Origin of the sequence: uncultured Caulobacter sp., assembly GCF_937900395.1 — a bacterium.
Lineage (GTDB): Bacteria > Pseudomonadota > Alphaproteobacteria > Caulobacterales > Caulobacteraceae > Caulobacter.
Genome location: NZ_CALCDX010000144.1, coordinates 19044 through 30996, shown reverse-complemented (window position 1 = coordinate 30996; position 11953 = coordinate 19044). Strand labels below are relative to the sequence as shown.

At 67.9% G+C, this 11953-nt stretch carries 15 protein-coding genes; 6 read left to right on the top strand and 9 right to left on the bottom strand.

The annotated features are described in order from the left end of the window. The coding region (locus Q0379_RS11845) for an efflux RND transporter permease subunit (RefSeq protein WP_299008728.1) at positions 1–791 on the top strand (791 nt) is incomplete at its 5' end. 12 nt (positions 792–803) lie between these two features. Then, positions 804–1190, top strand: coding sequence for a copper-binding protein (locus Q0379_RS11840; protein ID WP_062099718.1), 387 nt, complete (start codon positions 804–806; stop codon positions 1188–1190). 60 nt (positions 1191–1250) lie between these two features. Here the strand turns inward: Q0379_RS11840 and Q0379_RS11835 are convergent, their stop codons facing one another. After that, entirely contained in the window at positions 1251–1703 is a 453-nt protein-coding gene (locus tag Q0379_RS11835) for a helix-turn-helix domain-containing protein (RefSeq protein ID WP_299008725.1), read from the bottom strand. Between the two features lie 148 nt (positions 1704–1851). On the opposite strand from Q0379_RS11835, the gene Q0379_RS11830 reads away from it, so the two are divergent. From Q0379_RS11830 to Q0379_RS11815, 4 genes are all read left to right on the top strand, one after another. After that, positions 1852–2199 carry an MFS transporter permease gene (locus Q0379_RS11830; RefSeq protein ID WP_231737590.1) on the top strand — a complete coding sequence of 116 codons (348 nt, stop codon included), beginning with the start codon at positions 1852–1854 and terminating at the stop codon, positions 2197–2199. Next, entirely contained in the window at positions 2196–2417 is a 222-nt protein-coding gene (locus Q0379_RS11825) for a GDCCVxC domain-containing (seleno)protein (protein WP_082749784.1), read from the top strand. Before Q0379_RS11830 ends, Q0379_RS11825 begins: the two co-directional genes overlap by 4 nt. 413 nt (positions 2418–2830) lie before the next feature. Continuing rightward, on the top strand, positions 2831–3235 hold the full coding sequence (locus Q0379_RS11820; protein ID WP_137803452.1) for a hypothetical protein: 405 nt from the start codon (positions 2831–2833) through the stop codon (positions 3233–3235). 203 nt (positions 3236–3438) lie between these two features. Next, the gene (locus Q0379_RS11815; protein ID WP_062099722.1) at positions 3439–3876 is read left to right on the top strand and encodes a FimV family protein; all 438 of its coding nucleotides are present in this window, start codon (positions 3439–3441) and stop codon (positions 3874–3876) included. 8 nt (positions 3877–3884) lie between these two features. Here Q0379_RS11815 and Q0379_RS11810 read toward each other — a convergent pair whose 3' ends face one another. From Q0379_RS11810 to Q0379_RS11775, 8 genes are all read right to left on the bottom strand, one after another. Next, on the bottom strand, positions 3885–4934 hold the full coding sequence (locus Q0379_RS11810; RefSeq protein WP_062099723.1) for an acyltransferase: 1050 nt from the start codon (positions 4932–4934) through the stop codon (positions 3885–3887). Positions 4935–5007: 73 nt separating this feature from the next. Beyond that, positions 5008–5184 carry a hypothetical protein gene (locus Q0379_RS11805; protein WP_156447825.1) on the bottom strand — a complete coding sequence of 59 codons (177 nt, stop codon included), beginning with the start codon at positions 5182–5184 and terminating at the stop codon, positions 5008–5010. Positions 5185–5237: 53 nt separating this feature from the next. After that, a complete protein-coding gene (locus Q0379_RS11800) occupies positions 5238–5588 on the bottom strand; it encodes a DUF190 domain-containing protein (RefSeq protein WP_062099724.1) in 351 nt (116 codons plus the stop codon). A 73-nt stretch (positions 5589–5661) separates the two neighbouring features. Continuing rightward, on the bottom strand, positions 5662–6552 hold the full coding sequence (locus tag Q0379_RS11795; RefSeq protein ID WP_062099725.1) for a cation diffusion facilitator family transporter: 891 nt from the start codon (positions 6550–6552) through the stop codon (positions 5662–5664). A 102-nt stretch (positions 6553–6654) separates the two neighbouring features. After that, complete coding sequence (flgC, locus tag Q0379_RS11790) at positions 6655–7074, bottom strand: flagellar basal body rod protein FlgC (RefSeq protein ID WP_062099726.1); 420 nt, start codon at positions 7072–7074, stop codon at positions 6655–6657. Between the two features lie 71 nt (positions 7075–7145). Continuing rightward, positions 7146–10364, bottom strand: a complete 3219-nt coding sequence (locus Q0379_RS11785; protein ID WP_099538407.1) for a CusA/CzcA family heavy metal efflux RND transporter — start codon at positions 10362–10364, stop codon at positions 7146–7148. Further along, positions 10361–10780 (bottom strand): hypothetical protein, encoded by a 420-nt coding sequence (locus tag Q0379_RS11780; protein WP_062099738.1) that lies wholly within the window; start codon positions 10778–10780, stop codon positions 10361–10363. Before Q0379_RS11780 ends, Q0379_RS11785 begins: the two co-directional genes overlap by 4 nt. Further along, on the bottom strand, positions 10770–11948 hold the full coding sequence (locus Q0379_RS11775) for an efflux RND transporter periplasmic adaptor subunit (RefSeq protein ID WP_062099737.1): 1179 nt from the start codon (positions 11946–11948) through the stop codon (positions 10770–10772). Before Q0379_RS11775 ends, Q0379_RS11780 begins: the two co-directional genes overlap by 11 nt. Positions 11949–11953: the final 5 nt, after the last annotated feature.

Below are 11953 nucleotides of genomic sequence, written 5' to 3'. Positions count from 1 at the left end.
TGCCGATCCTCACCCCGGGCGGCGCCCAGATCACCCTGGGCACGGTGGCGCAGGTCCAGATCGCCGACGGGCCGCCGATGCTCAAGAGCGAGAACGGCCGGCCGACCACCTGGGTCTATGTCGACGTGCGCGGCCGCGACCTGGCCTCGGTCGTCGGCGATCTTCGCCAGGCCGTGAGCCAGAAGGTGCGGCTCTCGCCCGGCGTCAGCCTCTCCTATTCGGGGCAGTTCGAATATCTGCAGCGGGCCGCCGACCGGCTGAAGATCGTCGTGCCGGCCACCCTGCTGATCATCTTCGTCCTGCTCTACGTGATCTTCCGTCGCTTCGACGAGGCGGGACTGATCATGGCGACGCTGCCCTTCGCCCTGACCGGCGGGATCTGGACGCTCTATCTGGCCGGCTTCCACCAGTCGGTGGCAACGGGCGTCGGGTTCATCGCCCTGGCCGGGGTCTCGGCCGAGTTCGGGGTGGTGATGCTGATCTATCTCAAGCACGCCATGGACGCCCTGGGTCCCAACCCCACGCCCGACCAGGTCGAGGCCGCCGTACGAGAAGGCGCCCTGCTGCGGGTGCGGCCCAAGGCCATGACCGTGGCCGTGATCCTGGCGGGTCTGGCGCCGATCCTCTGGGGTCATGGCGCGGGTTCCGAAGTGATGAGCCGCATCGCCGCCCCGATGATCGGCGGCATGCTCACCGCGCCGCTGCTGTCGATGTTCGTGATCCCGGCCGGCTACCTGCTGCTGCGCCGCCGCCAGGCCCGCCCCCCCGCTTCTGCTTCCACTTCAGCCTAGGAGATTAACCCGATGAAGACCCTGTCCCTGACCCTGGCCGCCCTGCTAGCGACGACCAGCCTGGCCGCCTGCGGCCGCAAGGCCGAAGCGCCCGCGACGCCCGCCGCTCCAGCTCCCGCCGCCACTCCTGCTCCAGCGAGCAACGCGATGGCCGGCATGGACATGGCTCCGGCCGACAAGATGGCCAAGGGCGTCGGCGTCGTGAAGGCGATCGACAAGGCCGCCGGCACGATCACCCTCGACCACGAAGCCATCCCCCAGGCCGGCTGGCCGGCCATGACCATGGGCTTCAAGATTGCGCCGGCCCTGCTGGACGGCGTCGCGATCGGCGATCATGTCGCCTTCGACCTGAAGCTCCATGACGGCGCGGGCGAGGTGACCGCGATCAGCAAGCGATAGCGGCTTGGCCGGCGGGCGCGGATCGATGTTCGCGTCCGCCGATCCTGTCACCCGCCAAGGTCAGGGTCTCGCCCATGGCGCGGCGGAGATCGTGTCTTGCCCCGCGCCGCCGGCCTTCGCGCCAAGCGTCTGGATCAGCGGGCATCCTGGATCTTGCCCGGCCTCGCACGCTTTCACAGCGTCCGCCAAGACCCGTTCCATCCGCCGAAGGTCGGCGATCCGGGCACGCACGTCATGAAGGTGGGCCGCCGCCAGATCGCGAACTTCGGCGCAGGCGGCGGCTTCATCGGTCGCCAAGGTCAGCAAGGCGCGGACTTCATCCAACTTGAACCCCAGCTCCCGCGCTCTACGCACGAAGCTCAGCTGCTCGACGTCCCGGGTCTCATAGGTCCGGTAGCGTCCTCGGCGCAGGGGCGCGGAAATCAAGCCGATCTGCTCGTAGTAGCGGATCGTCTCGATGTTGCAGCCAGTACGACGAGCAAGTTCGCCGATCTGAATTGCCTGGCCAGCCATGGTTCGCGGTCTTCGATTAGGGCTTGAGTCTGTAGTCGCTACAGATGGCATCTTGGCGCGGATCGCAACAGCAGGTGATGGCGTGATGACAAGACGCGGGCTTGGGACACCGGGCGACGGAACGCCCCGGCGCATGACGGAGGCGGCCTTGAGCTGGACCGCGCTGACAGCGGCGGCCAGTGCGGTGCTGGCCTGGGCGGCTTGCTGCATTTTGCCGATGTCCCTGGCGCTGGCGGGCCTGGGCTTGGGCGGTCTTGGCTGGATCGCGGGTCAGCGCGCTTGGCTCACCCTTCTGGCGCTGGGCGCCATCGGCGCGGGCTGGGCCCTGACCTGGCGACGGGCGCGGAGGTGTCGGATCGACAACGCCTGCGCTGCCCCCTCGCGGCTGGAGGTGGGTCTGTTGGGCGCGGCCACCCTTCTCGTCGTCCTTGCCATGCTCTGGCAGCCGATCATCGAACCTTGGGCCCTGGGCCTGATCCGGAATGCGCGCCGATGAGCGATGTCCAGATCAAACCTCAGTCGACCCTGACCTGTCCGCAATGCGGCCACAAGGCCACCGAGACCATGCCTACCGACGCCTGTCAGTATTTCTACGACTGCCGAGGCTGTGGCGCGGTGCTGAAGCCCAAGCCGGGCGACTGCTGCGTCTACTGCTCCTACGGCGACGTTCCGTGCCCACCGATTCAGAAAAATTGCAGCGCGTGTTGCGGGTGAGTACTACAGCCCGCCTCACCTCGATCTAGCCGGCTTTAGATGAAATTGACCTCCAGTGGGCCGCCGCCTAGAGTACTTAGCCCTCGACACCTTCAAGGGTCATCGGGCCGGGGCGGTGCGGCAGCCTCAGGCGGCGGGATGGAGCCTAAATCGCTCGTTCCTGAACGTGCCGGACGTCTCGCGTATCCCGCCCTGGCCGAAAGCTGGGATCGACATCAGGTCCGACCAATGCCCATATCGGGAGCCACTATGTGAAGCAGTGGGTCAAAGACGGCCTCAGCCCGCGGGCAGCCCGGACCGCTGTCCGAAACGGATAGCTGAACACACTCGCAACCGGCCTGCAGCGTTGAAGATATCGGCCGAAAGCGCAAGAGTGTCGGCATTGCAGCTAGCGGGGGACCGTGGGGGTTGGCGTGTTAGGGCAGCTTCGTCAGGTGGTGGTGGCCATGGCCGCCCTGCTAATGGCGGTGCTCGCCCTGCTGATGCCGGTCGACCGGACCCATCTTGACGCCGACCTCTTCGGGGCCGCGCCCTCCACGATCGCTGAGGACCCGGAGCGCCCCGTCGGTAGGACAGACGATCGCGTCTCGGCGCCGTCGACGCCGACCGATCTCCAGACCTCAGAATCGCCCGCCTCGGGCGCCCATCAGCACCATGCCGATGGCCCCTCCCTCTTTGGGTCGACCGCCCATGCGATCGAACCCACGGTCTCGCTCGCCATGGTCGTCCGGTTCCACCTGACGAACGACCGCAGCACGGGCCTGACCAGCAACCCGCAAGACCGTCCGCCCAAACCCGATCTCGAATCCATCGCCTAGACCGCGCGGCCACGGCCGCGCCCTCCGTGTTCGAGGAATTCCATGTCTCAGAAATCTATCGGCCGCATGCCGCGGCTCTGCGCGTCGGTGCGCGCCGGCCCCCTCCTGTCCTACCCGTCACTAGCCGGAAGCAACGCCTCGTGACCCCGATCCACGATCTGACGCTCTATGCCGCCGCCCACCCCTGAGCCCTGACCGCCGCCGTGCTGTTGGTTTTCATCGCCCTAGTCGCGGTACTGATCTTGGTCTGGATGCACCGGTTCGAGGGGGTGCTGGCGCTCTACCACGACGGCGATGGCGGAGACCCCCATTGCATCTATCTCGACAATGGGGCCATTCGGCTGGAGATCATTCGCCGCCGGGCGGCCTGGAACTTCCGCGTAACCCCGCTCCTGGGAAGCCTCCAAGCCGACCAAGTCGTCGTCGCCACGCTGCGCGCCGACGGCCTTGGACTGAGGTTCGTTTTCGACCGACGGAACGGTCGGCTGGAGTCGACCGCCAAGGTCCGCGAGCCCCTAACGTTCGTGGCGCACGTGTCGATCACCCGCGGCTCCACGGTCAGCGAGTTCGTCGTCCTGTTTGACGGGACCGAGAAGGACGGCGCGCTCGTCAGGCCGGCTGATGGGGCTCGGGCCGCCTGACGAACGGATCATGGCGGCGTAGCCAGCCGCGCGCGGGACGCTCCACGCCATGATAGACCGCAACGGAGACGAACATGCAGAAGACCAGGACACCGCCCCAGGCCACCCACGCCCAGCCGCCGACCGGCCGCACGAAGCGATCGAGCAGCTCGAAATAGGCGATGTCGACCGGTAGGTGGGTCATGTAGACGGCGTAGGAGACCTCGCCCAGATAGACCATCAGCGGCGCCGGCCAGGACGCCGCCCCGCCCGGCCTTCGCCGTCTCGGCGGTGCAGTAGATGAGCGCCGCCAGACCCAGCCAGGTCCAGCGATCGGCCAGGCCCAGCGTCGCGGCCACGACGATCCAGACCACGGCGACGCCCATGCCCGTGTGCGCCACCAGCGTGGGCGGCGCGCGGGTCGAACCGAGCCTATGGAGCGCCACGCCCATGGCGAAGGACGGGATGATCCGCAGCACGCCGCCGTGCGCGGTCAGCCTGGTCAGCGATCCGCCGTAGGCCTGAACGATGGCGTCGAGCGAAAAGAACAGGGTTGCCGCCAGGACGACCGCCACGATCGGACGTCGGCGCAGGGTCAACGACGCCAGGGCGAAGGCGGGGAAAGTCAGGTAGGCGAACCACTCGGCCGAGATCGACCAGGAGGGAAAATTCCACTGCACGGTCGGCGTCGCCCACCAGGCGTGGACCAGTAGTAGATGTTGGGGGATGGCGGCCGGATCGAAGGCCGCGGCCTCGAACCGGGCGCCGGCCCAGCGCCCCAGCCCCCACAGCATGATGGTCGCGCCGAGAGTCAGAAGGTGGACCGGATAGAGCCGCGCCAGGCGCGCCCAGAGAAACGAGCTGTAGGGGAAGCGACCTTCCGCCCAGGCGCGCACATAGACGTGGGACAGGATGAAGCCCGACAGGATGAAGAACAGGTCCACCCCAAGGTAGCCCTTGTCGATCATGCCGACCTGCTCGAGGTCGAGGCCGAGCCGGTTTCGGAAGTGATAAACGAGCACCCATCCGGCCGCGACGATGCGCAAGCCCGTCAAGGATTTGAGGTCAGCTGGATACATGTCGTCCCCCGACGGCGACGGGATGGCACCCGAGCGTCCCCGAACGCGGGTGGCGCTCCTGGTGCCGCGCGCCCTAGCCTTCGCCGATCATCCCGCCGTCGCGGCGGGTCTCGGTTTCACTTTCGACGCCTTCGACATTGCCGCGATAGACGCCGCCCTCGTCGATCATGCCGCCCTCTTCGGGGGGCGAACGATCGGATGGCGGCGCGGGCTGGGGATCTGGCTTGAGCGGGGATTTTGGATCGGTCATCTTCGGCTCCTCGACATAGACCCTTGCGGGTCGGGGCTAGCTTGATCGCGGCCTCAGGCGGGCGGCGCGCTGTGATGACGGTGGCCGCTATAGGCGACGACCTGGACCTTGCCCAGGGTCGCCAGACCGACATCGGCCGCCACTTCGAGCGTCGCGGCCAAAGCGTCGAGCTTGGACCGGGTATCGACCATCTCGACGATCAGGTGCTGTTCAGGCGCCAGGTCGCGGGCCTTGGCGCCATGCAGCACCGCCTCGCCGAAGGCCTCCTCGATGCGCAGCACCGCCGCGCCAGCGATGTCCATGGCGCGGGCGCGCTCGATCAGCACCGCGTCATAGGCCACGCCGTTCAAGGTCGCCTCGGCGTCGAGATAGATCCTCAGGATGTGCAGGTCGTCTTGGGCCACGGGTCACCTCACTCTCTAAAATCCTGGCGCGCCCCGGAACGCGGACGCGCCTTACGCTCATTCAGCCGGCCGCCTAGGCGTGCCGATCTTCCTCCGCGCACTCCACGACCTCGGTCTGGATCGTGACGTGATGCAGGTCGAAGTCGGTCTCCAGCCGCGCAGCGATGGCCTTGCGGACATCCTCACCCACTGCCCCGTCGGCCAGCACGACATGGACGGTGCAGACGGCCTGGTCGGCGCCGGTGGTCCACAGGTGCAGCTCATGGACGCTGGCGACGCCGAGCATCTCGGTGATGGCCTTGCGCACGCCGGCCAAGGCCATGCCCGGAGGGGCGCCTTCCAGCAGGATGCGGGAGGTGTCCTTCAGCAGGATCCAGGTGCGCGGCAGCACCCAGAGGCCGATGCCGATGGCGACGATCGGGTCGACGAAGCGCCATCCCGTGAACTTGATGACGACGGCGCCGACGATCACGCCCAGCGAGCCGAGCATGTCGGCCCAGACCTCCAGATAGGCGCCCTTGACGTTGAGACTCTTGTCTTTGTGGCTGCTGAGCAGGCGCATGGAGACCAGGTTGATGACCAGGCCCAGCACCGCGACGATGAACATCCCCACCGACCCGACCGGCTCGGGATTGACGATGCGCTTGACGCCCTCGACCAGCACGTAGATGGCCACGCCGAACAGCAGGATGGCGTTGAAGGCCGCGGCGAGGATTTCAAAGCGCCGATAGCCGAACGTGAATTCCTCGGTCGCCTTTTTCTGACCGACGCGGATGGCGGCCAGAGCGATGGCGAGGGCGGCGGCGTCGGTGAACATGTGCGCCGCGTCCGACAGCAGCGCCAAGCTGTTGAAGGCGATGCCGGCGACGACCTCGGCGATCAGAAACGTCGAGGTCAGCGCCAAGGCGATCGCGAGCCTGCGGCCATTGGCCTGGCTCGCGCCGTGATCGTGTCCCGCTCCCATCGAAAACGTCTCCCTTTCCCGTGCGCCGAGACGCGCCTGCCAAGTTTGAGGGATCAACGCACGAAACCGATCAATTGTGGGCGTCGCGCGTGATCCGATGGTCTATTTCTTATCGAGAATGGAAAGGGTGGCCTTCTCCATCGCGTCCTGGGTGTCCAGGACGTTGAGATTGGCCTCGTAGGCTTTCATGGCCTGCTTGAGGTCGAGGCTCTCGGCCAGGCTGTTGACGTTGGGCAACAGCACGTAACCGGCGGCGTTGGCCGCCGGGTGGCCAGGGTCATAGGCTTGCGGGAATGGCTTGGGATCGGCCTTCACCCCGCTCAGCACCACGCCCTCGTCGCCGCCCATGGGCTCGACCTTGAAGACGGGAATCTGGCGTCGATAGGGCTCGCCGCCGGGAGTTCTGGCGGTCGAGTTGGCGTTGGCGATGTTCTCGGCCAGGATCTGGATACGCTTCTTCTGGGCCTGCAGCCCCGACACGGCGATGGCCGTGCTTCCCCCTTCGATCGACGACTTGGTCATGGACTGTCTCCGGACTTGGGTTTGAAGAAAAAGACGGCGCGCCGAGACCTGCTCGGCGCGCCGCCCTTGGCTCAGCTGTGTTCAGGACTCCGGATTTCGGCCTTGCGCAGGACGAACCGGCAGATGGCCGGCAGCACGAACAGGGTCAGGGCCGTGGCCGTGATCAGGCCGCCGATGACGACGGTGGCCAGCGGGCGCTGGACCTCCGCGCCGGTGCCCGTCGCCAGCGCCATGGGCACGAAGCCCAGGGACGCGACGAGGCCGGTCATCATCACCGGCCGCAGGCGTTCCATGGCCCCGTCGATGATCGCCTTCTCCAGCGCCATGCCGGTGGCCAGGCGCTGTCGGATGGCCGTCATCATCACCAGGCCGTTCAGCACCGCCACGCCCGAGAGCGCGATGAAGCCGACGGCGGCCGAGACCGAGAACGGGATGCCCCGCAGCGCCAGGCCAAACACCCCACCGGCCAAGGCCAGCGGAATGGCCGAGAACACGGCCGCGGCCGGCGCGATGCCACCCAAGGCCATATAGAGCAGGCCGAAGATCAGCAGGAAGCAGAGCGGGACCACGAGCGCCAGGCGGCCTTGGGCAGCCTTAAGGTTCTCGTACTGACCACCCCAGACCAGCCAGGAGCCGGCCGGCAGCTTGACCTGCGCATCGACCTTCTGCTGGGCCTGCGTGACGAACGAGCCCAGGTCCGCGCCGCGAACATTGGACTGGACGACGACGCGACGCTTGCCGTTCTCGCGGCTGACCTGGTTGAGGCCTTCCGAATAGGAGAACTTGGCCACGTCGCGCAGCGGCACAGATGCGCGGGCCCCGCCACCGGCCCGTTCCGGCAGCATCACCGGCAGGGCGCCGACGGCGTCCAGGTCGTTGCGGCTGGCGTCCGGCAGGCGGACCACCACGTCGAAGCGGCGGTCGCCCTGGAAGACCAGGCCGGCCTCGCGACCGCCCATGGCCACGGCCAGGGTGTCGGCGACCTCTTCGACCGTCAGGCCCAGGCGGCCGATGGCGTCGCGGTCGAGCTGAACGTCGAGGGTCGGGAAGCCAGAGGTCTGCTCGACCTTGACGTCCGCCGCGCCCTTCACCGTCCGCAGGACCGTGGCGATCTCCTCGGCCGTTCGGCTCATGGCATCGAGATCGTCGCCATAGACCTTGATGGCCACATCGCCGCGCACACCGGCGATCAGCTCGTTGAAGCGCATCTGGATCGGCTGGCTGAACTCGTAGGCGTTGCCCGTCAGGCCTTCCAGCTTGCTCTCGATACGGCCGATCAGCTCGGCCTTGGTCTCACCCTTGTTGGGCCATTCCTTCTGGGGTTTGAGGATAATGAAGGCGTCCGAGGCGTTGGGCGGCATGGGGTCGCTGGCGACCTCGGCCGTGCCGGTCTTGGAGTAGACGAAGGCCACTTCGGGGAAGCCTGCCACGACGCGCTCGATCCGCCGCTGCATGCGCAGAGACTGTTCCAGCGAGGTCGACGGGATGCGCAGGGCCTGGACGGCCATGTCCTTCTCGTCGAGCTGAGGCGTGAACTCCCGGCCCAGGAACCCGAAGGTCACTGCGGCGACGACGAAGATGCCGGCCGCCGCGCCAATCACAGGCCAGGGCTTGGCCACGACCTTGCGCAGGGCCGGTTCGTAGCGGGACTTGGTCCAACGGACCGGCGCGACTTCCTTCTCGGCCACCTTGCCGTTGATCAAGATGGCGATCATGGCCGGGATGAAGGTCAGCGACAGCACGAAGGCGCCGGCCAGGGCCAGCATCACGGTGATGGCCATCGGCGAGAAGGTCTTGCCCTCGACACCGGTGAAGGTCAGCAGCGGGGCGTAGACCAACAGGATGATCGCCTGGCCATAGACGGTGGGCGAGATCATCTCGCGGGCGGCTTCACGGGTTTCGCCAAGACGCTCCGACAGGGTCAGGAGACGGCCCTCGTGGTGCTGGCGCTCGGCCAGGCGCCGCAGGGCGTTCTCGACGATGATGACGGCGCCGTCGACGATCAGGCCAAAGTCCAGCGCGCCCAGGCTCATCAGATTGCCCGAGACGCCAAGCTTGTTCATGCCGATCGCGGTGATCAGCATCGACAGCGGGATGACCAGGGCCGTGATCAGGGCGGCGCGGAAGTTACCCAGCAGCAGGAACAGCACCACGATGACCAGCAGCGCGCCTTCGGTCAGGTTCTTCTCGACCGTCTTGATGGTCGCGCCGACCAGCTTGGAGCGGTCGTAGACCACCTGGACCTTGATGCCGGGCGGCAGGCTCTTGGTGACCTCGGCCAGCTTCTCGGCCGAGGCGCCGGCCACGGTGCGGCTGTTTTCGCCGGTCAGCATCAGGACGGTGCCGACCACGACCTCCTCGCCATTCTCCGAGGCCGCGCCGGTGCGCAAGGCGCCGCCGAGCTTGACCACGGCGACGTCGCGGACGCGGATCGAAACGCCTTCGCGCGCGGCGACCGTGGCGTTGGCGATCTCGTCGACCGTGCGCACGCGGGCGTCGGCGCGGACGAGGAAGGCTTCCCCGCCCTTCTCGACGAAGTTGGCGCCGACCGCGAGGTTAGCCGCCTCCAGGGCCTTGGCCAGGTCGTTGAACGACACGCCCAGCGAGGCCATGCGCACAGCGTCCGGCTGGACGATGAACTGCTTTTCGAAGCCGCCGATGGAGTCGACGCCGGCCACGCCCGCGACCGAACGCATCTGGGGCCGCACGATCCAGTCTTGCACTTCGCGCAGGAAGGCCGCCTGGGCTGTGGAATCCGACAGTCGCTCGCCCGTAGAGGTCAGGTAGGTTCCATCGCTTTGCCAACCGGGGGCGCCGTCGGTGACCTTGGCGCCCTTCCCGCCCGGATGCTCGTAGGCCACGGTCCACATCAGGACCTCGCCGAGACCCGACGAGATTGGGCCCATGGCCGGTTCGGCGCCGGCGGGCAGACTTTGGCGCACCTGGGTCAGGCGCTCGGCCACCTGCTGGCGGGCGAAGTAGATGTCGGTCTTTTCCTTGAAGACGATGGTGACCTGGGAAAAGCCGTTGCGTGAGATCGAGCGGGTCGACTCCAGACCGGGGATGCCGGCCATGGCCGTCTCCACCGGGAAGGTGACGAGCTTTTCCACCTCGGCCGGGGCCAGGGTCCCCGAGACGGTGTTGATCTGCACCTGCTTGTTGGTGATGTCGGGCACTGCGTCGATCGGCAGGCGCACGAGGTTGTAGACGCCCAGGGCCGCGACCAGCGTGACCAGAGCGATGACCGCCCAGCGGAAGCGAACGGAAAGGTCGAGGATGCGGCCGATCATCGGGCCACCTCGCCGGTTTCCATGGCGTGTGGTTTGGCGGCGTAGCGGACCTGCAGCCTGGTCACCGACGCCCGCTGCACCAGCGGCAAGGTCGCCTCGTAGCGAGCCGGTTCGCGATCCATGCGCTGGGGACTGAGCGCGGCCAGGCGTGTGGGCACGGTGATGGCCCAGTGACCGTCAGGATCGTAGGCGCTGATGTCGAGGTGAGCGGTGACAGGTGGCAGGCTTGCACCAGACGCGCGCCGGATCAGGCCAAAGACACGCAGACCGCTTGCGGTGTCGCGCGCCGAGGCAGTGATGATCTCGACCTCCCGACCGCCGAGGCGGTCGATGGTCACGCTATCCTTGGCCACGGCGGCCGAGGCGGTGAAGCTCGCGGCCAGGGCGGCCACGGCGAGGATGACCTTAGTCCTCATGGCTCGCCTCCCCCTTGCCGAGTTCGGCCTTGAGCAGGAAGGCGCCTTTGCCGGCGATCTGCTCGCCGGCGCGCACGCCCGAGAGGATCTCGACGTGACCGCCGCCGCGGCGGCCCACCCGGACCGGGCGCGGCTCGAAGCCCTCCTTGGTGCGGACGAAGACGACCTCCGCGCCATTGACCGTCTGGACGGCTTCATCGGGTGCGGAGATGCGACCCTCTGGGCCGGCGGCCGGACCGCGCGGGGTGATCCGCGCGCGCAGGGCCTGGCCGGGTGTCAACATCGGAGCGCGGCCGCTGACGGCCAGCACGGCGGTAGCCGAGCGGTTCTCGGCGTCCAAGGCTGGCGTGATGCTGCGCACCGTGGCGTTCACCGAGCCGCTGGCGGTCTCCAGGATGGCCGTGTCGCCTGGCTTGACGCGCTGGGCGTCGGCGACCGGCAGGGCCGCCTGGATCTCGATGCGGCCCGGGTCGGCGACGCGGAAGAGTTCGGAACCGGCCGTGACATAGGCGCCGAGCGTGGCGCTAGCGGCGGTGATCCGGCCGGAGATCGGGCTGGTGACCGCCAACGTACGACCGTTGCCGCTGACGCCGGCGGCGGCGCTGGCGCCGCTGGCGCGGCGCAACTCCGACTCGGCGATGGCCGCCTCGCGCTGGGCGGCTTCGAGGTCCTGGCGAGCGGTGATCTTGGCGTCGAACAGGCGCTGCTCGCGGACCAGGGCCTGGCGGGCGGCAGCGGCCTTGGCGGCCGCGGTGCTACGGTCGGCGCTGATGGCCGCGGCGTCGCGGCTTTCTATGGCGGCGATCACTTCACCGGCGGCGACGGGGTCCCCCAGGCGCTTGTTGATGCGGACGATAGCCCCGTCGGCGCGGGCCGCCAGGATCGCCGCGCCGTTGGGCGTGGCCACCACGGTGGCCTGGGCCGAAACGGCGGCGTCGAGGCCGCCGCCGGTGAGGGTCAACAGTTGGATGCCATCGGAGACGATGCGATCGGCGGTCATGCCCACGTGGGGCTTTTCGCCGGCGTGGTCTTCCTTGGCCTCGGCCGCGGGGGCGTCCTTGGCCGGCGAAGACAGCAGGGACTTGCCGACCAGCGCGCCGACGCCAGCGGCCAGCAGGCTACTGACCGCCACGGCCGTCAGCAGGGTCTTTCGATCGTTGGATTTCATGGTGA